The 21,156-nt window shown below is 65.5% G+C and carries 22 protein-coding genes; 9 read left to right on the top strand and 13 right to left on the bottom strand.

Features of this window, described 5'->3' with window-relative positions; all coding sequences use genetic code 11:
- Nucleotides 1-60 precede the first annotated feature (60 nt).
- Nucleotides 61-1,020, top strand: coding sequence for a hypothetical protein (locus tag DAI20_RS10050; protein WP_108250402.1), 960 nt, complete (start codon nucleotides 61-63; stop codon nucleotides 1,018-1,020).
- 1,097 nt (nucleotides 1,021-2,117) lie between these two features.
- The gene (locus DAI20_RS10045; RefSeq protein ID WP_108250401.1) at nucleotides 2,118-2,771 is read left to right on the top strand and encodes a hypothetical protein; all 654 of its coding nucleotides are present in this window, start codon (nucleotides 2,118-2,120) and stop codon (nucleotides 2,769-2,771) included.
- Nucleotides 2,772-2,938: 167 nt separating this feature from the next.
- Here DAI20_RS10045 and DAI20_RS10040 read toward each other — a convergent pair whose 3' ends face one another.
- From DAI20_RS10040 to DAI20_RS10015, 6 genes are all read right to left on the bottom strand, one after another.
- Nucleotides 2,939-3,391 carry a DoxX family protein gene (locus tag DAI20_RS10040; protein WP_108250400.1) on the bottom strand — a complete coding sequence of 151 codons (453 nt, stop codon included), beginning with the start codon at nucleotides 3,389-3,391 and terminating at the stop codon, nucleotides 2,939-2,941.
- Between the two features lie 166 nt (nucleotides 3,392-3,557).
- A complete protein-coding gene (locus DAI20_RS10035; protein WP_159084991.1) occupies nucleotides 3,558-4,745 on the bottom strand; it encodes an MFS transporter in 1,188 nt (395 codons plus the stop codon).
- Nucleotides 4,746-4,860: 115 nt separating this feature from the next.
- Entirely contained in the window at nucleotides 4,861-5,898 is a 1,038-nt protein-coding gene (locus DAI20_RS10030) for an LLM class flavin-dependent oxidoreductase (RefSeq protein ID WP_108250651.1), read from the bottom strand.
- Nucleotides 5,898-6,551 (bottom strand): alpha/beta hydrolase, encoded by a 654-nt coding sequence (locus DAI20_RS10025; RefSeq protein WP_108250398.1) that lies wholly within the window; start codon nucleotides 6,549-6,551, stop codon nucleotides 5,898-5,900. The genes DAI20_RS10030 and DAI20_RS10025 overlap by 1 nt, the downstream gene beginning before the upstream one ends.
- Nucleotides 6,548-7,459, bottom strand: coding sequence for a VOC family protein (locus DAI20_RS10020; RefSeq protein ID WP_108250397.1), 912 nt, complete (start codon nucleotides 7,457-7,459; stop codon nucleotides 6,548-6,550). The genes DAI20_RS10025 and DAI20_RS10020 overlap by 4 nt, the downstream gene beginning before the upstream one ends.
- Nucleotides 7,460-7,580: 121 nt before the next feature.
- The gene (locus DAI20_RS10015; protein ID WP_108250396.1) at nucleotides 7,581-8,153 is read right to left on the bottom strand and encodes an NADPH-dependent F420 reductase; all 573 of its coding nucleotides are present in this window, start codon (nucleotides 8,151-8,153) and stop codon (nucleotides 7,581-7,583) included.
- 98 nt (nucleotides 8,154-8,251) lie between these two features.
- Here DAI20_RS10015 and DAI20_RS10010 point away from each other — a divergent pair, with 98 nt between their 5' ends.
- Entirely contained in the window at nucleotides 8,252-8,743 is a 492-nt protein-coding gene (locus DAI20_RS10010) for a MarR family winged helix-turn-helix transcriptional regulator (protein ID WP_108250395.1), read from the top strand.
- Between the two features lie 391 nt (nucleotides 8,744-9,134).
- Here DAI20_RS10010 and DAI20_RS10005 read toward each other — a convergent pair whose 3' ends face one another.
- Complete coding sequence (locus DAI20_RS10005; protein WP_205781407.1) at nucleotides 9,135-9,743, bottom strand: cysteine hydrolase family protein; 609 nt, start codon at nucleotides 9,741-9,743, stop codon at nucleotides 9,135-9,137.
- Nucleotides 9,744-9,873: 130 nt separating this feature from the next.
- On the opposite strand from DAI20_RS10005, the gene DAI20_RS10000 reads away from it, so the two are divergent.
- The 6 genes from DAI20_RS10000 to DAI20_RS09975 all read left to right on the top strand — a co-directional run bounded on the left by DAI20_RS10000 (nucleotide 9,874) and on the right by DAI20_RS09975 (nucleotide 14,374).
- Nucleotides 9,874-10,320 carry a MarR family winged helix-turn-helix transcriptional regulator gene (locus tag DAI20_RS10000; protein ID WP_108250394.1) on the top strand — a complete coding sequence of 149 codons (447 nt, stop codon included), beginning with the start codon at nucleotides 9,874-9,876 and terminating at the stop codon, nucleotides 10,318-10,320.
- Nucleotides 10,317-11,300 (top strand): zinc-binding alcohol dehydrogenase family protein, encoded by a 984-nt coding sequence (locus DAI20_RS09995; protein ID WP_108250393.1) that lies wholly within the window; start codon nucleotides 10,317-10,319, stop codon nucleotides 11,298-11,300. The genes DAI20_RS10000 and DAI20_RS09995 overlap by 4 nt, the downstream gene beginning before the upstream one ends.
- Nucleotides 11,297-12,109: an ABC transporter ATP-binding protein gene (locus tag DAI20_RS09990; RefSeq protein ID WP_108250392.1), complete on the top strand. Its 813-nt coding sequence runs from the start codon at nucleotides 11,297-11,299 to the stop codon at nucleotides 12,107-12,109. The genes DAI20_RS09995 and DAI20_RS09990 overlap by 4 nt, the downstream gene beginning before the upstream one ends.
- Nucleotides 12,106-12,771, top strand: a complete 666-nt coding sequence (locus DAI20_RS09985) for an ABC transporter permease (RefSeq protein WP_108250391.1) — start codon at nucleotides 12,106-12,108, stop codon at nucleotides 12,769-12,771. Before DAI20_RS09990 ends, DAI20_RS09985 begins: the two co-directional genes overlap by 4 nt.
- Before the next feature lie 68 nt (nucleotides 12,772-12,839).
- Nucleotides 12,840-13,451, top strand: a complete 612-nt coding sequence (locus DAI20_RS09980) for an ABC transporter permease (RefSeq protein ID WP_306766472.1) — start codon at nucleotides 12,840-12,842, stop codon at nucleotides 13,449-13,451.
- Nucleotides 13,448-14,374, top strand: a complete 927-nt coding sequence (locus tag DAI20_RS09975; RefSeq protein ID WP_108250389.1) for an ABC transporter substrate-binding protein — start codon at nucleotides 13,448-13,450, stop codon at nucleotides 14,372-14,374. Before DAI20_RS09980 ends, DAI20_RS09975 begins: the two co-directional genes overlap by 4 nt.
- Nucleotides 14,375-14,424: 50 nt before the next feature.
- Here DAI20_RS09975 and DAI20_RS09970 read toward each other — a convergent pair whose 3' ends face one another.
- The 6 genes from DAI20_RS09970 to DAI20_RS09945 all read right to left on the bottom strand — a co-directional run bounded on the left by DAI20_RS09970 (nucleotide 14,425) and on the right by DAI20_RS09945 (nucleotide 21,130).
- A complete protein-coding gene (locus DAI20_RS09970) occupies nucleotides 14,425-15,528 on the bottom strand; it encodes an NAD(P)-dependent alcohol dehydrogenase (protein ID WP_108250388.1) in 1,104 nt (367 codons plus the stop codon).
- A gap of 462 nt (nucleotides 15,529-15,990) precedes the next feature.
- The gene (locus tag DAI20_RS09965; protein WP_205781406.1) at nucleotides 15,991-16,446 is read right to left on the bottom strand and encodes a MarR family winged helix-turn-helix transcriptional regulator; all 456 of its coding nucleotides are present in this window, start codon (nucleotides 16,444-16,446) and stop codon (nucleotides 15,991-15,993) included.
- A 174-nt stretch (nucleotides 16,447-16,620) separates the two neighbouring features.
- Nucleotides 16,621-17,418: a creatininase family protein gene (locus DAI20_RS09960; protein ID WP_108250387.1), complete on the bottom strand. Its 798-nt coding sequence runs from the start codon at nucleotides 17,416-17,418 to the stop codon at nucleotides 16,621-16,623.
- A 363-nt stretch (nucleotides 17,419-17,781) separates the two neighbouring features.
- Nucleotides 17,782-18,552, bottom strand: coding sequence for a sulfite exporter TauE/SafE family protein (locus tag DAI20_RS09955; RefSeq protein ID WP_108250386.1), 771 nt, complete (start codon nucleotides 18,550-18,552; stop codon nucleotides 17,782-17,784).
- A 92-nt stretch (nucleotides 18,553-18,644) separates the two neighbouring features.
- Nucleotides 18,645-19,688 carry a HoxN/HupN/NixA family nickel/cobalt transporter gene (locus DAI20_RS09950; protein WP_159084990.1) on the bottom strand — a complete coding sequence of 348 codons (1,044 nt, stop codon included), beginning with the start codon at nucleotides 19,686-19,688 and terminating at the stop codon, nucleotides 18,645-18,647.
- Nucleotides 19,689-19,774: 86 nt separating this feature from the next.
- Complete coding sequence (locus DAI20_RS09945) at nucleotides 19,775-21,130, bottom strand: MBL fold metallo-hydrolase (protein ID WP_108250384.1); 1,356 nt, start codon at nucleotides 21,128-21,130, stop codon at nucleotides 19,775-19,777.
- Between the last annotated feature and the right edge of the window lie 26 nt (nucleotides 21,131-21,156).

Here is a 21,156-nt window from a genome sequence, read left to right as displayed (position 1 = left end):
TGGGATCATCGAGACGTGATTCCGGCCCCTCCTCCCTCGCCTGAGCTGTTCGGTGCTCCTGTGGCTACCTGGGCACTCGTCGTCTCTCTGCTCAGTTTCCTCATCGCGCTCGTGGCCCTCGGCTGGCAGGTGTTCAAGCACTTCCTCGACGGAGGCCGCGTGAAGGTCTACCTGAACACGGCCATTCTGGAACCCGAGTTCATGCTCGCAGTCAATCGCTCTGGCCGCTTCGCCTTGAGAGATGACAGCGTGGCGCGCAGCGTGAAGTACGGGAAGGCGCTGGAGGTCGCTCAACTCGTGGTTGAGAATCCGGGGAGAGTTCCTGTGACCGTGTACTCACCGGGCCTGAGCATCAGCGGACACGGTAAGAAGGACCACTCGCTTGTCCCACGCATGTTCGCGACGGGAGCCTCGTTCGGCCCCGACGAGGCGATCAAGGACACTGTCGTCCGGGTTGAGCCGTACGGGCGTGTGACGTTCCTCCTCGATCACTGGAGCGTCCTGCCCGGCCTCCTTAGCGCGGCCCCGAGGCGGCGGGTCGTCGTACGCGGCTTCGTGGGAGTCGCAGGTCGGACGAATCGTCCCCAAAAGTCCAGCTGGAGCCGTCGATGGCGGCTCCGTAAGGGCGTATACACCGCCATCAAGGGGTCACCGGAATTCACGCCGCTCAGTGTGATTTGGCGCGAGATGTACGGTCGTATTCCGGAGCGTGAGGATGAGACCAACCGTCATTCCAACGCCGGCTCCCGGATCACCCGGGGGATGCTGCGGTACATGCTCGACGAAGCGATGTCGCGCTTCGACGAGCGGCCTGATCGTGCTCAGCTGACCGAGGCGCTGAATGAGATCGCGAAACGGGAGGGCGACGGTCACCCCGCTTTGAATTCCGCGGTGTTTCAGGCCTACGAGGCGCTGGACCGGATGACCGGTCACCTGACTGCCTGGTCCGAGGGGCTCTTCCACTTCGAGCGCGAGCGAAAGGAGGTAAACAAGAACGGCGCTACCGGAGTGGCCGACTAACCGAGTGCACGGAGCGTGCGTTCGACCCTCCTCAGCGGGTCAGGATCCCGATGACCGCTGCGCCAGTCGTGCTCGTTTCGGAGGCGAAGCGGGGCAGGTACGGGCGGACCCTTCCTACAACAGTGGTCGCGCTGCGATCATCTCAGACGGCGAATCAGCAATGACTACAGCCGATGGCGAGACACCTACCGGGCCGGTAGCCGATGGTGAACCTGGCCGCGCTGCCACGCAGCCGAACGGAGATCGACGGGTCATCCTGACGACGGCGGACGCTGCCCGTCGATGATTCGGAGCAAGTCGCGCACGGCGAGCTCCACTCCCAGAAGCCATGCTCATAGAAGAGCGGGTGAACTCGTCCGGCCGAACCTTCCCGAAGTCTCGGAGGAGCCGGCGCGAGCTCGCGAGGATTTGGCTGTCGGTGATATTGTCCAGGTCGTTCCAGGCGTTGTCTTCGTCGTCCCGTTCCGTCGCCGGGTCGTAATTCGGACTGTCCGTTCGAATCCGCGTGACGCGGGGCGTGCCGGCGGACAATTCGTGATCCTTGGCGCTTCGCCCGCGGGCGGTGCCACAGCGCGGCTGGTCCATGCGACGGCCCGCCCTTCGGCCCGGATGACCGTTTCGGGGAAAGCGGACCCGCGCGCGCACGGGGACGGTGTTGTCCGCTTGCTTAACCGGGTCGTGCTCGAGGTCGAGCTCCTCTGGAGTGAGACTGACCGGTGTGGGGCGGATTGCCATCTCGGGCAACCGGCGCTCCAGCTGCCGGTCGGTTTGGTTGGCACGCAGAATCACAGGAATTCGTCGATCAGTCCTTGCTCGCGTCACGCTGTGGGAGCCCGTTGTGGTAGCGGCTCAATCGTTCAGTGATGCTTGGTAGGCACGAAACGCCTGATTGGCAACGCAGACGACACTCCAGCGGAATTTCTCAGACTCCCGCCTTGCTCAATCTCCACGCCCGGGTCGACACAACTAGCGACTGCTTCCCGCTGCGGCTTCAGCCCGTCGCCCCATACCCCTCAACACCTTGAAATGGTCTCTGCACGCGAGCCATCCGCTTCACAGATTGATTACATGGAAGATAGTCGGGTAGTGTCCGACTGATGTTCTCCTTCAACCCGGTTCGCTCTCCTTTGGATGTCATCCCCGATGGGGCTATGCTCCGATCGGTGACGGCTCAGCCCGCTCGCGTCGGTGGCCGCGACTGCCTTCGCGTCCAATTGGAGAGGGCGGTTGCAGAGGGTGTTCCCGGCGTCGACTACATTGACCAGCCAACCTTCGTCATCCTCCCGATCGAGTTCCTCGATGGCCGCATCGAGGTCGACATCCGGTCTCGACTCACCGCCGATGCGCCGGAGCTTGCCCGAGGATTTGCGGGGCTCGCGTACCGTATTGCTGAGGACTGCTCTCGGTTCGAGTCCGTGTATGTGCGCCCACTGAACGGTCGGAAGGTCAACCCTCCGGCTCCGCGGGCCGGCCGGGCGATTCAGTACTTTGCTTACCCCGAGTGGCCGTTCGACCGAATCCGAAACGAGTTCCCCCCGGAGAGATTCGAGGCCGGCGCCGACATCGGCCCGGACGAGTGGATCACCTTGGCGATCGACGTCCGCCACGACCGGGTACGGGTCACCGTCAACGGTGCGGAGCAACTCCTGATCCCCGAGACGCTGGCTTCCCCCGAACCAGGACGGGTCGGCCTGTTCGTGGACATCGGAACCGACGCCCTCTTCTCCAATCTCGTCGTGTCAGCCAGGTGATCGGACGACCTGCGGGAGTACTTCACGGCTCTCGTTTCACACGAGAGCGGACTCTCGAACCAGATGAACCGTCCACTTCGTACCGAACTCGAGACCTGCAACTCCTTGCCGAGGCACACGTCGAGGCTGGACCGACGTTGACGTCGATCCAGCCTCGGCTCAGCGATTCAGCGGCGCGAGGAGATCACCGAGTCCAGCGAGAACCGCCCTGCGCCCGCCAGTGCGAGAGCTATCGCTGCCGCAGCGAGGATCAGGGTGAGTTCGAAGCCGCCATCCGCGATGAAGATGCCGTTGGGCAGGTGCACCAGAACGGCGGCAACGATCATGTCGATCGCGACGAGGACCGAGGCGATGCGAGTGCCGATGCCCGCGGCGATCGCGAGCCCGCCTACGAGTTCGACGATGCCCACGAGGGGACCGGCGATCTCCGCCATCGGTACGCCCATCTGGGCGAAGGAAGCGCCCGTTCCGGCGAATCCGTAGAAGAAGACTTTTTGAGCGCCGTGCGCGATCAGGATCGCCCCGAGCGCCAGGCGCAGGATCAACAGCGCCAGCGAAGGATAGCTCGGCAAAGCGGTCGACGTCGTTCGTGTGGGCTGGGCGGTGGCCGTAGAGGTCATCGTTCGGTCCTTTCAAGGGTTGGCGCAACCGGTTGGCTGCTAGTTAATTGCGGTTACGAACGCCGCTCCATATTTCAGAGCGGCGGGCTGCCCTGCGGCATCCCCGATTCCGTCATCGCCGTGGGCGTCCACCGCGAGGCGGCTCCATCGATTACGAGCGGACGACTCAGGAACTCACTCCGCTCACTGTCACGGTTGGACTGTCCGCGAGCCGAAGCCGGGTGGACACGGTGGCGCCTAGGACGGCGGCCGCGGCGGAGAGGATGCAGAGGATCGCGACTAGAGCTAGCGTCGCCGTCCATCCGGCAGCCGCGTACGCAAGCCCGCCGAGCCAGCCGAACAGACTCGTTCCTCCGAGCCAGGCGATCTGATAGAGCGCGGTGCTCTGTGCCCGGCCGGCCCGAGCCGAGCGCGCGCTGAGTCCGCTCGCGATGGGATGGGCGGTGAAGCAACCGATCGTGAAGAGGATGAGCCCCCCTACCATGACGGCAAGCAGATCCGACGCCATCAGCGGAAGCGATACGAGTATCGCGGCACTTCCGACGACTAACGTCCGGGCGGTGCCCATCCTTGCGGCGAGGGCACCGGACCGTTGTGCCGCGACGGAGCCGGTGAGGTAAACGAGGAACAAGGCGCTGGATATCCATGCGGGTTGATCGAACGGCGGCGCCTGCACGCGGTACCCGAAGAAGTTGTAGACCGCACCGAAGGCTCCCATGAGCAGGAAACCCTGGAGGTATAACGCCAGCATGTATGGATCGCGCAGGTTCAACCAGACGGCGCGACCTGCGCTACCGCCAGATGGCGACGCCTCGCGGTCGTAGAGACGCCGGGACAGGATCAGAAAGGCGGCGATCGCCAGGGCGGCTACTTCGGTGCTCACCCCGAAAGCGAGTCGCCATCCGCCGATGTCGGCGGCGAGGCCGGAGGTGAGACGGCCGACGATCCCGCCGACGGTGTTCCCCGCGACGAATGTCCCGGCGGCGTGCGCCGCCCAGCGTCCGTCCACCCTCTCCGCGATGTAGGCCATGCCGACGGCAGGCGCAGCACCCAGAGCAAGGCCTTCCGCGAAGCGGACGACGACCACACTTCCCAGGTTCGGGAGGAATGGGATGGCGACGGCGAAAAGCAGGGCGAGGACGAGGGACATCCGGATGGCACGCAGCCGCCCGACGCGATTCGACACGCTAGCCCAGCCGAGCACACCCGCGGCGACCCCGAGGGCCGTCGCCGACACCGTCACCGCTGCCGCGTCCGCGTCCACCGCGAACTCCGCGGAAAGCGCGGGAAGGAACGCCTGCGGCGAGAACAGGAGAGCGAAGGTCGCGAACCCCGCGAGGAACAGCGCCCACACGAAGACTCTCCACCCGGGTGCTTCGGGCGTGAGTGGCACCACCGTTCCGCCCGTCAGCTGCTCCCCTGCGCGCCGCTCCGGTGGCCCACCGGCGCGGGACGGGCGCCAGTGCCGCTCAGACACGAGCGTGGGTGGCGGCACGGACGGCGGGGAGGATCTCGGTTGCGAGCAGTTCGATCGAGGCCAGGGTGTCTCGTTGCGAGAGACCACCGAGACCGACCTGAGCGAGGAATCGCGTATGGCCGAGGATGTCGTGTTCCCACAGGATCTTGTCGATGATCTCGGCTGGGCTTCCGGCGAAAAGTGCTCCGCGGGGACCTGCCCAGACATCGAGGGTGTCGCGGTCGAGACGCCCTGTGCGCGGCATGTTCTGGCCGATGTACGACGAGTAATGCGGGAAGAACGTTTCTCGTGCGCCCTGCGACGTCGGCTCCGCATAGAAGTGGGAGGTGACCCCGACACGTCCCGGCTGCTGCCCCGCTTGGTCTGCCGCGTGTCGGTAGAGGTGTGCGAGGGAGGCGAATCGCCCCGGGTCGCCGAGGATCGCGAGATACAGGGGAAGGCCCCTGGTGGCCGCGCGGACGACAGAGTCGGGGGTTCCGCCGACGGCAATCCACACGGGAAGTTCGTCCTGCAACGGGCGCGGCCAGATCTCGGCGGCGTTCAGCGGTGGTCTGGTGGTGCCCGACCAGGTGACCGGGTTCTGCCCGCGGATCTTCAGCAGCAGGTCGAGCCGGTCCTCGAAGTAGACGTCATAACGATCGAGGGACTGTCCGAACAGGGGGAATGACTCGACATACGCCCCGCGGCCGGCGGTGATCTCCGCGCGTCCGCCGCTGAGGAGGTCGAGCATGGCGAAGTCCTCGAAGATCCGGACGGGGTCTGAGCTCGACAGTACGGTCACCGTGCTCGTCAACCGGATGCGGCTGGTCTGCGCGGCGATCGCTGAGAGCATCAGCTGGGGAGAAGTGACGGCGAAGTCTTGCCGGTGATGCTCGCCGACACCGAAAAGGTCGAGCCCGGCTTGGTCCGCTACGCGTGCCCATTCGAGGACATCCCGCAGGCGCTGGGATGGAGATATCGGTCTGCCGTCAGCGTCCCTGGTGAGTTCTCCGAAGGTGAAGATCCCGATTTCGAACGGTGCGGTGCTCATCACACGGCCACGGCATCAGGGCCGACGTGCGTGGCGAGGAAGTGACGGACGTCATCGATCTCACGATTGTCGATGCCGTGAGCGAGGCCTGGGTAGATGCGCTGCGAGAGAGTGCTGTGACCGGGCAGGAACGCGCCGGTGCGGTTGATGGCGGGGACCGTGATGACGCGGTCTTCGGCGCCTCGCCCCCAGAACACTGCCGGCCGGTCCTCCGCGAGCTGGTCGTCTCCCGGCTGGTGAGCGCCCAGGACGAACCCGCCGAGGATCACCGGGGCGACGACCCGCTCCGGACGGGTGCGCAACAGTTGGCTAGCCATGAGGCCGCCCTGGGAGAAGCCGATCGGGACGATCTTCGTGTCCGGGTCGATGTGCTCGTCGATCCACGACCAGATCGCATCGGTGGCGTCGACGACAGGTTTCGGATCCGGATCACCCGGGGTGGTGATGGTGAACCACGCCGCTCCTCCGTTCGCGAGATTGATCGGCGCCCGAAGCGATACCCACGGCAAGTTCAATCCGAGAGCGGAGGCGAGGCCGGGGAGGTCGCGCTCCCCGGAGCCGTACCCGTGGAGGAAGACCACGACGGCGGTTCCGGAGACGACCTCGGTCGTCACGTCGGGCGTGCGCTCGGCGTGCAGGATCAAAAGCGTCATCGGGCGAGCATCTCCTCTGTGCTGAGGTCGGACAGGGCGACGGTGATACGGGTGCCCCAGGGGTCATTGACGGCAACGGATCGACCATCGGAAGCGAACGGGATCGAGGCCTTCCGCAGTCGCGACTGGAGCGCTTCCAGGTCCGGCGAGCTCGAGGCCGTGATCGCGACATCCCCCAGGCCGAGGCTTGCGGCACGCGGTCCCGCCCCTCGGCTGTTCCAGACGTTCATGGCGATGTGGTGGTGGTAACCGCCGGCCGATGCGAAAAGGGCGCCCGAGTAGCCGGTCTGGGTCGTTTCGAAGCCGAGAGCGTCGACGTAGAACGCCTTCGCCGTGTCGATGTCACCGACCTGGAGGTGGACGTGCCCGACTCGGCCGGCGAGCGACGGGCCCGCGTCGACGGCCTCCTGAGTCAGGTTCTTTCTGAGGTATTCGTTGGGGTCGAGGAATGTGGTCGTGATGCGGATCTGGTCACCGTCATGGATCCACATGGACCGGTCTCGATCTGTATACAGCTCGACGCCGTTGCCCTCGGGGTCTGTGAAGTAGAAGGCCTCGCTGACATGGTGATCACTGGACCCGATGAAACGCCCGGATGTCACCTGCGCGGATCGATAGACCGTGGCCGCGAGGCTGGAGGCGTCGTCGAAGAGGAACGCCGTGTGGAAGAGGCCTGCCTGCCGGGAGTCGACACCGGGAAGATCCGGGGTGTGGACGAGCTTTACCAGCGGCGTGCGTCCACGGCCAAGTACCCGATGTACCTCTCGGCCGCGGCTGACCTCCTCGAGGGACTCCATGGCGAAGGCCTGCGAGTAGTAGGAGGACATCTTTTCGAGGTCGCCGACCCTGAGGGTTACGGCGCCCATGGAGGTGTCGGCGGAAAGGACGTTGTTCGTCGGCGGAACCATGGACCCTGCACTTTCTGTGTGGCTATTGGCGCTGCGATCCTGTGACAGGGCGAAGCAGTGGGAGAGCGGGTCGCGCCGGCTGAATTGGCGCGACCCAGCGGGGTTGACTCGACCGGGTCAATCAGTTGATGATGCCGAAGCCGCCGGTCCAGCTGATCTTCTCGCCGGCGGCCAGGGTGAGCTGAAGGAAGCCCATGGCCTCGAGCTCGTTGGCGCGCTTGAGTGAGCCGGCGTCGATAGCGTTCACGCCTCCCGCGGTGACGAGGCCCGCCAGTGTGGCCTTCGCGTCGGCGTCGTCACCGGCGATGAGCACGGTCGTGTTGACGGGACCGAGCTTCTTCGCAGCCAGGGTGGCAGCGAAATTGGTGTTGAAGGCCTTGAGAACCTTCGACGCGGGCAGCGCCTTCGCGAGCTCGGCCGCCGCAGAGGTTCCCGCCGGGACGACGAGCGAGTCGAAGGTTTCGAAGTTGAGCGGGTTGGTGATGTCGACCACGATCTTGCCCTCGAGCTGGCCGGCGTACTTCGCGGCGATTGGGGCGAGCGCCGGGTAGGGCACGGCGAGAACGACGACGTCACCCCTGATGCTGGCATCATCAGCGGAGCCGACGTGCTGAACAGACGCGCCCCCGGCAGCGACGACGCTTGCGATGGCAGTTCCCATGTTCCCGGTGCCGAAAATCGTGACGGTGCTCATGTGTTTCTCCTTCTCGACCAGGGACGGTCATTGGTTGTTGATACAACTAACGTAACCCATATTGGTTGTCGATACAACCTTTGTCGTAGGATGACGCTATGAGTGCAACACGTTGGCTGTCCCCCGAGGAGCGAGAGGCGTGGATACGGTTCTCCGCGGTCCTCGAACTGCTCCCAGCGGCCCTGGATTCGCAACTGTCCCAGGACGCCGGGCTGACGCACTTCGACTACTTCGCCCTCGCGATGTTGTCCGAGGCCCCTGACCATGTCCTCCGCGCTTCGGCATTAGCGGCCAGAACGAACGCCACTCTGCCGAGGCTCTCGAAGGTGATAGGCAGGCTGGAGACGCGCGGCCTGGTGAACCGGTACCCCTGCCCGGAGGACAAGCGAGCCACGAACGTGGCCTTGACAAAGTCGGGCTGGCAAAAGGTCGTCGCGACGGCGCCTGGGCACGTGGAGAACGTGCGCGCGATGGTCATCGACGCGCTGACCCCGGAGCAGTTGAAGCAGTTGTCGGCGATTTCAGCGTCCCTGCTGACCCGACTGGACCCGGCCGGCAAGATGCTTGCCTCGGTTCCACAGCACGAGTAGCCCGGGATCGGGCAGTACCCCCCTGCCGTCGACTCCTATTTCAGCTTGTTCGGCACGACTTCCTTCGTATCACTTCGCCCCCGCCAGACCCAGCAGCAGGAAGACCACTCACTTCGCCGCTTGTCGGCCCTCCCCCGGACGCGACAGATACTCTCGTCCATCACTCCAAGAGCGACCGCTCCGGCTTCAGGGAGAGACTTTTCCTGCGTGAGCTACCTGCTCCACCCCGCAGTCGGCGGCGAAAGGCCCTAAAGGGCTTTGAGCTACCAGGGCCGCCGCCCTGGTAGGCGCACCTGTTACCTCCCGATCAGAAGGGTCCGTTAGGCGAACGCGAGACAGACAGACGCGACTCACCTCCCACAGGGCGCCGCCGCCCAGTCGGCCGATCAGCTCATCTGAGCGCCTCGACCACGGAGGCGGTGTCGGTGATCGTCGCGATGTTGGTGAGCGCGTAGCTGAGGGCTGCCCGCTGCCAGTCCTCGTTGATGCTGGAGGTGGCGTCCGAGACGATGGCGACCCGGTAGCCGTGGTCCGCCGCGTCCCGGACGGTGTGCTCTACGGCCATGTTGGTCCACACCCCCACGACGATGACGTCGGTGATACCGAGGTTGCGCAGCATGAGGTCGAGTCCGGTGCCGTTGAACGCACTCATGCGGTTGCGCTCGAGAACGATCTCGTCGTCACGCACGTCGAGACCGTCGACGATCTCGGCGCCCCAGGTTCCCATCTTGAGCGACTCGGGGCCCAGCATCCGGAAGATTGGGGCGTTGTCGCCGCCGACGGGGCGCTGCGGGTACACGACGATGCGGTTGTGGAAGACCGGCGAGCCGACTGCGCGGGCGGCGTCGAGCACGGCGCGGACGTTCACGACGACGTTCTGGGATGCTGCGTGATCGGCGGCGCCGCTCGAGGCGAATGCGCCGTCAGGGTGCAGGTTGTCGTTCTGCATGTCGACGACCAGGATCGCCGTCGTCGCAGCGGGGCGCGTGGATGAATTCAAGGATGCCTCCGAAGGTGGTCCGCTCGAGCGTCGCCGCCGTCGACTCGAGTCACGGCAGCTCGCATCGATGCCGAGAAGTTAACAAGGCACTATCTTACATGACAACTAATTCCATGGCATACTCCTCCTCATGACTCTCCTCTCCCGCTATTTCCGCGCCCTTGTCGCGCATGAAACCGCCCTCTGGAACGCGGTGGATCGCCGACTCGCACAGTCGGGCGCGCTGCGGCTCGGTCGCCTCGAGTTCCTGCGCGTAGTAACCGAGAACGGAAGCGCACGAGTGCAGGATGTTGCCGAGGCCTTGGGCATCACTGTCGGCGCAGCCAGCCGGCTGACCGACCGACTCGTCGCGGATGGTCTGGTGCAGCGGGAAGCTCACCCGTCGGACCGGCGCAGCTCGCTGATTCAGCTCAGCGCTTCCGGGCGGGCCGCGTTCGTTTCCTCGACCGCCGCCTTCGACGCCGCCATCGCTGAGTTGCTCGGATCTGTTGACGAGGAAACCGTGCTTGGGACGCTCGACGGGCTCGAGCGGATCGACCAGGGCGTGTTCGACAAGGCGGAGAGTGAGGCGCGATGACCGCCACCATGCGTGCCATCGTGCTCGACGAATTCGGTGGGCCCGAGGTCCTAGTTTCCCGGGATGTTCCTCGGCCGGAGCCTCGCCCCGGATGGGTGCTGATCCGGGTGATGGCGTTCGGACTAAATCGCTCAGAGTTGCACTTCCGCCGAGGGATGGGGTCGTTCGGGTCGTTGCCGCGCATTCCCGGCATCGAGGCAACCGGAGTGGTCGTGGAGGCGCCGGGAGGCGAGTTCGAGCCGGGTACCACCGTGGCCGCGGTGATGGGAGGGATGGGTCGGGACTTCGATGGCGGGTACGCGGAGTACGTCCTGGTCCCTGCAGGCACCGTCATCCCGTTCTCGAGCGACCTCGACTGGGCGACCCTCGGGGCCCTACCCGAGATGCTTCAGACCGCGAACGGGTCGCTCGCACTCCTGCAACTGAAGGCAGGCGATTCGTTGCTCGTCCGCGGGGGCACATCCTCAATCGGGCTCGCACTAGCCGTGTTGGCGAAACACCGGGGCATCACCGTGCTCTCCACCACGAGGAACGCGGCGAAGCGGGAGAAGCTGCAGCAGGCTGGGGTAGATCACGTCCTCATCGACGCCGGTGAAATCTCGCGCCAGGTCCGGCAGGTCCTCCCGGCGGGTGTGAGTGGTGCGGTCGAACTGGTCGGCACGCCCTCGCTCCGGGACACGCTCCGAGCCACGGCGAAGTTCGGGACCGTCAGCTTCACCGGCATGCTTTCCGATGAGTGGATCGTGAAGGACTTCTACCCGATGGACTTCATCCCCAACGGGGTCCGCCTCACGGCTTACTATGGTGAGGCCAGCGACCTGCCCGCCGACGTATTGCAGGCCTTCCTTGACTCGGTCACCTCCCGGGAGGTGTCTGTGCCCGTCGGCAAGGTGTACGCCTTCGACGAAGTGGTGCAGGCGCACCGCGACATGGAGGAAGGCGCGGTGACCGGCAAGCTGGTCGTCGTTCTAGATCGATGATCGAGTTTTCCTCCGTCTTCAAGCACTATCCGGACGGCACCGTCGCAGTCGACGACGTCTCGTTCACCGTTGCCAGTCACTCCACCGTTGTCCTCGTGGGCTCGTCGGGCTCCGGCAAGACCACTCTGCTGCGCATGGTCAATCGAATGACCGACCCGACGCGCGGACGCGTGCTCATCGACGGGAACGACGTCGCCGAGATGGACCCGGTGCAGCTGCGCCGGTCCATCGGGTACGTGCTTCAGGCCGGGGGGCTCCTACCGCACCGCACCGTCGTCGAGAACATTGCCACGGTGCCACGACTGAGAGGCGCGTCCCGCTCCGTGGCGACGAAGCGGGCGTACGAGGTACTGGAGATCGTCGGACTAGATGCCAGCCTCGGGAAGCGTTACCCCGCGCAACTATCCGGCGGACAGCAGCAAAGGGTAGGCGTCGCGCGAGCTCTAGCCGGCGACCCGAACATCCTGCTCATGGACGAACCCTTCGGCGCCGTCGACCCGATCGTTCGTCGCTCCCTGCAGCGCGAGCTTCGCGCACTGCAGCAGGAGCTGGGCAAGACAATCCTCCTGGTCACACACGACATCGACGAAGCCATGACCCTCGCCGACGAGATCATCATCATCAGTAGTGGAGGCAAGCTCGCGCAGCGGGGAACGCCAACTGAAGTTCTCACCCGCCCGGCGGACGCCTTCGTCGCCGAGTTCGTGGGGGTCGGCCAGCCAGAGCGACGACTTCGTCTCCGCGAGGAGAACGGCGTCGAGCTGGTGACGGATGGTCTGGGCCGGCCGATCGGAACCCTCGACCGATGAGATGGCTGAGTCAGAACTGGGAGACCCTGCTGCAGCTCACCGCCAGCCATCTCGCGCTCGTGCTGCCATCCGTCGTCCTCAGCTTCCTGATAGCGGTGCCGATCGGCTGGGCGGCGCAGCGGCGCAGGTGGGCGCGCGACCCAGCGCTAACCCTCGTCGGCATCCTGTACGCAATCCCGTCGCTGCCGCTATTCGTGCTGATCCCGGTGATGTTCGGACTGGGCCTCCGGTCGGCCGCCAACGCGATCATCGTCCTGACCGTGTACGGCACGGCGATCATGGTGCGCTCCGCCGCCGACGCCTTCGCCTCGGTACCCGAGGACGCCCGGCTCTCCGCTGCCGCGATCGGTCACTCGTCCTGGCAGCGTCTGTGGATGGTGGAGCTTCCCCTGGCGATCCCTGTGATGGTCGCCGGATTGCGAGTGCTGGTGGTCAGCACGATCAGCATGGTAACGGTGGCCTCGGTGATCGGCATCCAGAATCTCGGGACTCTCTTCACCGATGGGTTTCAACGAGGCATAGTCGCGGAGGTGGTCGCCGGCCTCGTCGTGACGGTGCTGCTCGCGCTCGTGCTCGACGGCGGTTGCATCTTGATGGCTCGGCTCCTGACCCCGTGGACCGTGTCCCAGCGTCGCGTCAGGGGGGCTAGCGCATGGACCTGATTCAACAGGCGTTCGCGTGGCTCATCGCCCCGACCTCATGGATTGGCGACAGTGGGATCGCCCGAAGGTTGAGTGAGCACCTCGTCTTCACCGTCGTTGTGGTCGGAGTCGCCGCGACGATCGCACTGCCAGTTGGGGTGGTCATCGGACACACGCGTCGCGGCACCACGCTCGTGAGCGCCGCAACAGGCGCCGCACGGGCCATGCCCACGCTCGGTCTACTCACGCTGCTGGGTCTGGGGCTGGGTATCGGGCTCGTCGCGCCGGCGATCGCCCTCATCGTCCTCGCCTCACCATCGCTCCTGGCCGGCGCCTATGCCGGCGTCCAATCCGTAGACCGGCAAACGGTGGACGCTGCCCGCGCCATGGGCATGTCAGAACCTGCGATCATCCGGACGGTCGAACTGCCGCTCGCGGCACCTCTGATCCTCGGCGGCCTCCGCTCGGCCACCCTCCAGGTCGTGGCCACGGCGACCCTGGCCGCGTACACCTCGAACACCGGGCTCGGGCGATACATCTTCGCCGGCCTCAAGGGTCGCGAGTACGCGGAGCTCATAGGCGGCTCCGCCCTCATCGTCGCTCTCGCGCTGCTACTCGACGGCATTTTCGCCCTGGTTCAGCGGGTCACGCTTCGCGACCCCCACCGACTCCCCGTCACCACAGAAAGGCACCACCCATGAAGAACACCCATCGCATCACGAGCGCGCGTCGCGTCAGGACGACGGCGGCTGTCATCACCATCGGTTTGGCTCTCTCCGGATGCGCCAGCGCGTCCGACCTCGAGTCACCGTCGGACTCGGAGTCGCAGACCATCGTCGTCGGCTCGCAGGACTACTACTCGAACGAGATCATCGCGGAGATCTACGCACAGGCTCTCGAGGCGGCCGGCTACGACGTCGAGAGAGACCTGCGCATCGGACAGCGCGAGGTCTACGTGGAGGAAATTGAGAACGGATCGATTGACCTCTTCCCCGAATACACCGGTCCTCTCCTTGAGTTCTGGGAACCGGACACTGCGGCACGTCTCGACCAGGACGTCTACGACGCTCTCGTCGACTCGGCACCCGAAGGTGTCCGGATTCTGGACCGCTCCTCAGCGACCGACCAGGACGCATACACCGTGACCCGTGGCTTCGCCGAGCGATACGAGCTGAAGACGATCGACGACCTGACCGATGTGCCCGAGCCCCTCGTCCTCGGCGGCAATTCCGAGGGCGAGAATCGCCCGAACGGGCCGAAGGGCCTCAAGGAGACATACGGCGTCGACGCGTCGTTCGCCCCCATCGAGGACGGCGGAGGACCGCTCACGGTCAAAGCACTGCAGGACGGCGACATCCAGCTTGCAATCATCTACACTGCCGATCCCTCCGTCCAGAAAAACGACCTCGTGGCACTGGAGGACACGCGCGGCCTGTTCCTCGCGTCACACGTCGTTCCCGTGGCCAGCGAGAAGATCGACGCCGAAGCCGAGAAGGTCATCAACACGGTGAGCGCCGCCCTCACCCCGGCCGGCCTCGTCGCCCTGAACGCACAGAGCGTCGACGAGCAGGCACCGGCATCGACCATCGCGAAGCAGTGGCTCGAGGAGAACCCAGTCTCCTGAAACCACTTCGGGGAGGGCGAAGCGCCCTCCCCGAACGGCTCAGGGCTGGATCAGCTGAACACGACCACAGGCTTGACGACGCTTCCGTTGCGGGAGTCCTCGAAACCGTCGTTGATGTGCTCGAGGTCGTACTCGCCGATGAGCTTCTCGAACGGGAACTTGCCCTCGCGCCAGAGATCGATCAGGTGCGGGATGAACACCTGCGGGACCGAGCTGCCCTGAACGACCGTCTTGAAAGTCCACCCCTTTACCAGGGAGGCACCGATCTCGAAAGCAACCTCCGTCCCGGGCTTCGCGGCGCCGACGAGCGCGAGCGTGCCGCGCACGGCCAGCGCCTCGGCGGCAGTCCGAAGCTGCTCGGGACGGGCCGTCGTGTCGACGGCGAAGTCGACGCCGCGGCCGTCGGTGATCTCGGCGATACGGGCGGCGACGTCGTCGGACTTGGAGTTGATGACGTGGGTCGCGCCGAGCTCCTTGGCGAGCTCTAGCCTGGATTCCACGATGTCGACAGCGATTACCGTGGTGCACCCGGCGACACCCGCCGCCATGATGGCGGCGCATCCGACCGCGCCGGTTCCGAACACGACGAGCGAGCTGCCCGCGGGTGGCTGGAGCTCGTTGAGGACTGTGCCTGCGCCGGTATTCAAACCACAACCCAGCGGACCGAGATGCTCGAGCGGAACGTCCTTATCCACCTTGATCACGCTCTCCTCGACCACGTTGGCGTAGGTCGCGAATGCCGACTGGCCGAAGAAGTGCGAAGAGATGACCTCGCCGTCCCGACTGAGCGACGTGCTGCCATCCCGACGGCGCCCGCCGAAGTCCTCGGCGAAGAGGTTCTCGCAATACGCCATCTCGCCGGATCGGCATCGACGGCAGAAGCCGCAGTAGGCCGCACCGAGGACCACGTGGTCACCGGGGGCGACGCTCCGGACGGCGTGCCCGACCGCCTCCACGACGCCCGCGCCCTCGTGCCCGAGCACGGCTGGCAGCGGTGTCGGGTATACGCCGTCGCGGACGATGGCGTCGGTGTGGCATACGCCGACCGAGACCATCCGGACGCGAACCTCGTTCGGACGGATGTCGTCGAGTTCGAGCTGCTCGACGGAGAGTGGCTGGCCGTGCTCACGGGCGACGGCTGCGGTGATCTGCATTGTTCGAGTTCCCTTCGCCTCCGCGCCGGCGCCGGCGCCGGCTCCAAGCGGCGGCGTCAGACGCGGATAACTATTCCGTGGAATGAAGCTTATGCCCGCGAAGGTTCACGCGCTCCGCTGCCCCATCATGTGGCGCACGAGCAGCAGCAGGCGCGGTACAAGCACATGTACCGACAGCGGCACACGATCACGGTGAGCGCCAGCGCTCGTAACGGGATGGGCCAGGACGGTACGAGCGCCGCCTCTACGAACATGCCGACCATCGCGAGTGGAAAGATCGACAGACACGTCACGGCGGCTCGGCCAAGAACAGAGATGAGCCCCGGAGCCGGGGCTGACGGCGATGAGTCTCGTCGGCAGCAAGGGCCTTGCCGTCGTGTTCCAGTGGTTCTCCTCGCCCGCACGGTCCGTGCGCGGACCTCGAGGTTATTCCACGGAATGCAGACCAGGATCCGGCGCCGACTAGGCCCGGCACCCTGAAGGGGCGAACGCGTTCCCGAGGGCGGCGAGCTGCATCGTCGTTGCGGCGAGATCCTCCGGCGTAAGCACGTCGGTACGGCGGCGGAGCTCAGCGAGAACGGCGCGCATACCGAAACGCAAGGCTTGGGCGCCATCGTCGGTGAGTTCGATCAGGGATGAGCGCTTGTCCGCCGGGTGCGGCCTGCGTCGTACAAGTTGGGCTCTTTCGAGCCGATCGACGATCTTGCTCGCCGCACCGACAGTGATGCCTATCCCGTCTGCCACCTCTTGGACGCGCGCTTGACCGTCATGCGCGTCGATGTGCCGCAAAGCGGTGAGCAGGCCGAGGTTCACCGGCGTCTCTGTGGAGACGGCGTCGTCCACCGCGTTCCATAGCGCTATCTCCGTGCGCACGAGGACATCGAAAAATCGGAGACGGTCATCCGCGCTGGTCGGCACCGCGCTATTTTAGCCGCCCCTCATCGATCATCGACGCGAAGCCATACGAGCGCGCAATGCCACCGGGCGCGTGTACGCGTCTGAGAACTTCGGGCAGACTCACCCAGGCAAGGAGACCGGAGCCTCAAAAGGGAAGGCGACCATCACGTACACCTGTTATCGCTTCGGCTGATGCTAGACCGGGCGCTCAGAGCTGGCGAAGAATTCATCCTGGAGTGGCCTCGCCGTTGTGTCGGCCTTGATCGCACGTAACGCACGGACAACGGATTGCGCCATCGCGTCAAGAAGCCGATCGCCCGCCTCGGCGTCGGCCAGAGCGGCATCACCGGAATAGTGGGTTGGGAAGTCGGAGTACCACGAAATCCCTGTGTGAACACCGGCGTCTTGAAGCGCCGACAGCCGACCCAGTGCTGCTCCCTCTTCCGCCACATGCTGATCCATGTGGACCAGATCCGGACGCGTGGTCATGATCATGCTCGTCTCGCCCGGCCCGGCGTGCCCCTCGCTCTCGATCGGCCAGGGCACGTCGACGTCGCCGCTGAACACCACCATAAACGGCTGAACGAGATAGACGACGTAGTCACGCGGCGAATACAGCTGCAGCATGTTGAACAGCGTCACCAGTCCCTGGTTCCCGCCGTGCGCATTCACCAGCACGATCTTCTTGCACCCGTTCCGTGCGATCTCGCGGCAGACGTTGTCGAGCAGCTTGACCATCAGGTCCCCATCGATGCTGATGGTGCCGGCACGATGCCGGGCTTCAGGGATCTGGGTGAAGATGTAGTCCGGGAACTCGATCACGGGTTCGAGCGCCGCCGCGCGGGTCAGCGTCTCCCGCCCGAGGTAGGTGTCGGTACCCATCGGCAGGTGACGCCCGTGGCGTTCAACCACCGAGAGCGGGATGGCGCATACCCCGCCGCACTCGTCGACCGCCTCGGCGAACCGGTCTCCCGTTAACTCTTCCCACCGCATTGTGACCTCCTGGGGATCCGTCGACCCGCAACTCCAATTGTTGCCTCTGAGAGCAACGCACGTGAGGCCAGCAGAGTCGAACTTGGAGTGAACCGCAGAGGTGACTGCGAACTACCCTGGACGTCCGGCAGCCGACGGCTATGCGAACTGCCAACGGAGGGATTGTGCTCCCTATCCGGTCACCGATCCTGAAACCAACGTCGATCAAATGTCCGGGTGGCGGTCGCTCTGCGGACGCCGACCGCGCCCTGACCAGACTGCCAGCAAGCGACTGGGGTGTTATTGAGGGCGATTGGTGGCGGTGATTCTGTGTTGCTATCTGGCGGGTGAAGTTCTGTCGCTAGTGAGTGCCGGTTTGGTCCTTCAGGTGGTGACGAGTGCTGTGGTGCTGCTGATTGCGACGAAAGCGGCGACGGTGAGGACCACGATGGCGAAGGTCATTTTGATGATGCGGTCCGGGAGTCGGGTGGCGTAGCGGGAGGCGATCAGTGAGCCGATGATCGCGGTGGCGCTGAATAGGAGCACGACGATCCAGTTGAGTTCGAGGCCGCTGAGGTGGGAGGTGAATCCGGAGATCGAGTTCAGGACGATGATGACGAGCGAGGTTCCGACGGCGGTTCCCGTGGGGAGGCCGAGGAGCAGGATCAGCGCGGGGGTGATGATAAAGCCTCCGCCGATTCCGAGTAGCCCGGTGAGGAACCCGACGATCACGCCCACGAGAAGTGCTTTCGGCATGTTTCTCCGCCGGTGACCAGGATCGGAGTCGGTGGCGCGGTTGGTCGGATTTGTGGCGAGCATCCGGGTTGCTGCGGCGACCATGAGCGCGGCGAACGCGAGCATGAGCATGTTCGGGTTGAGTAGTCCGTTCACTGTGGCGCCGAGCCAGGTGGCGGGGATTCCGGCGAGTCCGACGGGGAATGCGGTGTTCCAGTCGATGTTGCTGCGGATGCGCGGGAGGACGGCGGTGAGAGCGGCGAGTCCGACGATGATCAGGGAGGAGGGGATGGCTTCTCCGGGGGAGAGGCCGACGCCGTAGACAAGAGCGGGGACGGCGATGATGGAGCCACCTGCTCCGACGAGGCCGAGGATCGCGCCGATGAGGAGCCCGAGGGGTATGGCGAGGAGTGCGCCCATCGTGTTGTGCCTGTTCTTTCGGAGGGACGCGCTGAGCGCGAGCAGGAGGAGAACGGTGTTGAAGTTCCGGTGGTGTGTTCCGGAGGTTTACGTCAGGAGGATGTCGCAGTGGGTTTTCTGTGCAGCACGGCGACGGTCATCAGGGCGAGTGCGAAGAAGATGACCGCGCCGATACCGACGGTGGAGAGGTCGATGGTCATCACCGGGTCGAGGGCGCGGCTTCCGACGAGGTCGCTTGCGACGGTGAGGAGTCCTATGCCGCCGATGAGGAATGCGATGAACACGGACACGGCGGTGACGATGAGGTTGTAGATGATCGTTCGTCGGTTGCCGTCGGTGCCCCAGGCGTAGACGGTGCGGGCGAGGATTCCGTCGGCGCTGTCGAACAGGGTCATTCCGGCGGCGAAGAGCACCGGGAGCACGAGGGCGGCATACCAGGGCAGTCCGGGGGTGAGGGTGCTGGCGAGCACGAACAGGCTGATGGAACCCGCGGTGTCGAGGCCTAGCCCGAACAGGAACCCGACCGGATACATCCGGGTGGGCCGGTCCACGAGTCGGGTGAAGGGATGGAAGAGGCGGTGGAGCACCCCTCGCCGCTCGAGTTGGTTGTGCAGCTCGGTGGTGCTCACATCTTTCCGGTGCCGCAGGTGCAGAAGGGAGCGCAGTACGGGGAGGTTCAAGGCTCCCGCCGTGATCAGGAACACGCCCGACACCGTGCCGCCCCAGATGCCGGCGGTGTGCCGGAGTGGAGAGTTCTCGTTCGTCAGTGCTTCGGCGAAGGTGTCGACCCCGGTGGTGAGGATGAGGACGGAACCGAAGACGACGCTGGAGTGGCCGAGGGCGAACCAGAAGCCGGTGCTGACCGATTCACGGCCCTGGCTGATGAGCTGCCGGGTGGCGTTGTCGATCGCGGCGATGTGGTCCACGTCGAACGCGTGTCGGATGCCAAGCGCGTACGCGCCGACGGCGAGCCCGAGGAGAGCACCGGGGCTTCCGCCGGCCGCGGCCGCGGTGGGCAGGAGGAGGGTGAACAGCAGCCCCCCACCCGACAGGTGCAGGAGCGTGATGGCCGAGCTGATACCGAGGAGGGCACGGTGGTGCGGGGTCGCCGGGAGGAGCGTCGTGAGGGTGGTCACGGATGTGCCTTTCAACGGCAGGGAAGGAGGAACATGTGGAAGGCGGCGACGAGTCCACCTCCCACACGTTCCTTGAGAGGGACAGGTCAGCCGTGGGTGACGGGAACGCCGGCGGCCTCGGCGTCACCGAAGGCCGCGTCGATGTGGACGACGTCGTGTCCGGCGCGTTCGAGCAGACTCGCCGCGATCCCGGCGCGGTATCCGGAACCGCAGTGCACCCACAACTTCCCGGCGGGGACCTCATCCATCCGGGTGATCAGCTGGTGCAGGGGGATCGTCACCGCCCCCTGGAGGTGACCATTGGCGTATTCGTCTTCACGGCGCACGTCGAGGATGGTGTCGGTGTCAGGTCGTTGAGTGAGGAACCCGGCCCAGTCCACGCGCGGGTAGGAGCGGGTGGGGTGACCAGGTGCGAGCTGGGTGGGGTCGGTGCCGATCGCCGCATCAGGTGAGTCGATGCCGATGCGGGACAGGTCCCGGATGGCGTTCTCGACATCGTCGTGGGAGCCGACGAGGGTGAGTTGCTGATTCCAGGGCATCACCCAGCCGAGGAAGGTCGTGAAGGAGGCACCGTTCCCGTATTCGAAGCTGACCGCCCCGGCGAGGTGGTCGGCGGAGAACGCGACCCGGTTCCGCAGATCCACCACCCACTCGCCTGCCTGAAGCCGGTGGGCGAGTTCGTGCGGGTCGAGGGACTGCGGAACTGTGAGATCCGCAGGACCCGGGCCTTCCGTGTTCGCCGGTCCCATGTGGGCGTAGTAGGAGGGGTAAGCGGTGAGGTTCGCGATCAGTTCCCGGACGAAGTGTTCCTCGTCCGGGTCGGTGAGGGCGTGGTTGTGCTGCAGCTGCTCACCGACGGTGGAGGACCCGGCACCGGTGGCGGGGCCCGAGGAGCAGAACGACCCGAACCCGTGCGTCGGGTAGAGAGCGGCTTCCGGGTCCGCCTCGACGGTCAGGCGGCGGACGGAGGCGTACTGGTCGTGGGTGAGTCCCACGGTCGCGTCGGGGTTCACCAGATCGGTGCGGCCGACGGAGCCGTAGAGCAGGCTCCCGCCGGAGAACACGGCCTGCTCGTCACCGTGGGTGACGACGTAGGACAGGTGAGTGTGGGTGTGCCCGGGGGTTGCCACAGCCTTCACGGTCAGAGCGCCGACGGTGATCGTTTCCCCGTCCACGATGGACTGGCGGTCGAATGCCACCGGGTCGGCGGCGTTGACGAGGTAGACGGCGTCGAGTTCCTGGGCGAGGGCGAGGCCGCCGGTGACGTAGTCGTTGTGGAGGTGGGTTTCCGCGACATGGGTGATGCGGACACCGGCCTCGGCGGCAGCGGTGGTGACCCGATCGGTATCGCGTTGCGGATCGATGATGAGTGCCACCTCACCGTCATGGACCAGGTAGCTGCGGTCCCCGAGCTGCGGGGTTTCGATGATGGAGACGTCCACGGAGAGATCCTTTGATAGAGAACAGA

The sequence above is a fragment of the Planctomonas deserti genome (assembly GCF_003067705.1).
Lineage (GTDB): Bacteria > Actinomycetota > Actinomycetes > Actinomycetales > Microbacteriaceae > Planctomonas > Planctomonas deserti.
Note: the sequence above shows the minus strand (reverse complement) of the source record. Positions and strands in the feature narration are given on the sequence as shown.

Excerpts from the sequence above, each read along its gene's own strand:
- DAI20_RS09990 (WP_108250392.1), top strand. The coding sequence starts at position 11,297 with ATGATCGAGTTTTCCTCCGTCTTCAAGCACTATCCGGACGGCACCGTC.
- DAI20_RS10045 (WP_108250401.1), top strand. The coding sequence starts at position 2,118 with ATGTTCTCCTTCAACCCGGTTCGCTCTCCTTTGGATGTCATCCCCGAT.
- DAI20_RS10010 (WP_108250395.1), top strand. The coding sequence starts at position 8,252 with ATGAGTGCAACACGTTGGCTGTCCCCCGAGGAGCGAGAGGCGTGGATA.
- DAI20_RS09975 (WP_108250389.1), top strand. The coding sequence starts at position 13,448 with ATGAAGAACACCCATCGCATCACGAGCGCGCGTCGCGTCAGGACGACG.
- DAI20_RS09985 (WP_108250391.1), top strand. The coding sequence starts at position 12,106 with ATGAGATGGCTGAGTCAGAACTGGGAGACCCTGCTGCAGCTCACCGCC.
- DAI20_RS10000 (WP_108250394.1), top strand. The coding sequence starts at position 9,874 with ATGACTCTCCTCTCCCGCTATTTCCGCGCCCTTGTCGCGCATGAAACC.
- DAI20_RS09995 (WP_108250393.1), top strand. The coding sequence starts at position 10,317 with ATGACCGCCACCATGCGTGCCATCGTGCTCGACGAATTCGGTGGGCCC.
- DAI20_RS09960 (WP_108250387.1), bottom strand. The coding sequence starts at position 17,418 with ATGCGGTGGGAAGAGTTAACGGGAGACCGGTTCGCCGAGGCGGTCGAC.
- DAI20_RS09955 (WP_108250386.1), bottom strand. The coding sequence starts at position 18,552 with ATGGGCGCACTCCTCGCCATACCCCTCGGGCTCCTCATCGGCGCGATC.
- DAI20_RS10025 (WP_108250398.1), bottom strand. The coding sequence starts at position 6,551 with ATGACGCTTTTGATCCTGCACGCCGAGCGCACGCCCGACGTGACGACC.
- DAI20_RS10015 (WP_108250396.1), bottom strand. The coding sequence starts at position 8,153 with ATGAGCACCGTCACGATTTTCGGCACCGGGAACATGGGAACTGCCATC.
- DAI20_RS10020 (WP_108250397.1), bottom strand. The coding sequence starts at position 7,459 with ATGGTTCCGCCGACGAACAACGTCCTTTCCGCCGACACCTCCATGGGC.
- DAI20_RS10030 (WP_108250651.1), bottom strand. The coding sequence starts at position 5,898 with ATGAGCACCGCACCGTTCGAAATCGGGATCTTCACCTTCGGAGAACTC.
- DAI20_RS10040 (WP_108250400.1), bottom strand. The coding sequence starts at position 3,391 with ATGACCTCTACGGCCACCGCCCAGCCCACACGAACGACGTCGACCGCT.
- DAI20_RS09970 (WP_108250388.1), bottom strand. The coding sequence starts at position 15,528 with ATGCAGATCACCGCAGCCGTCGCCCGTGAGCACGGCCAGCCACTCTCC.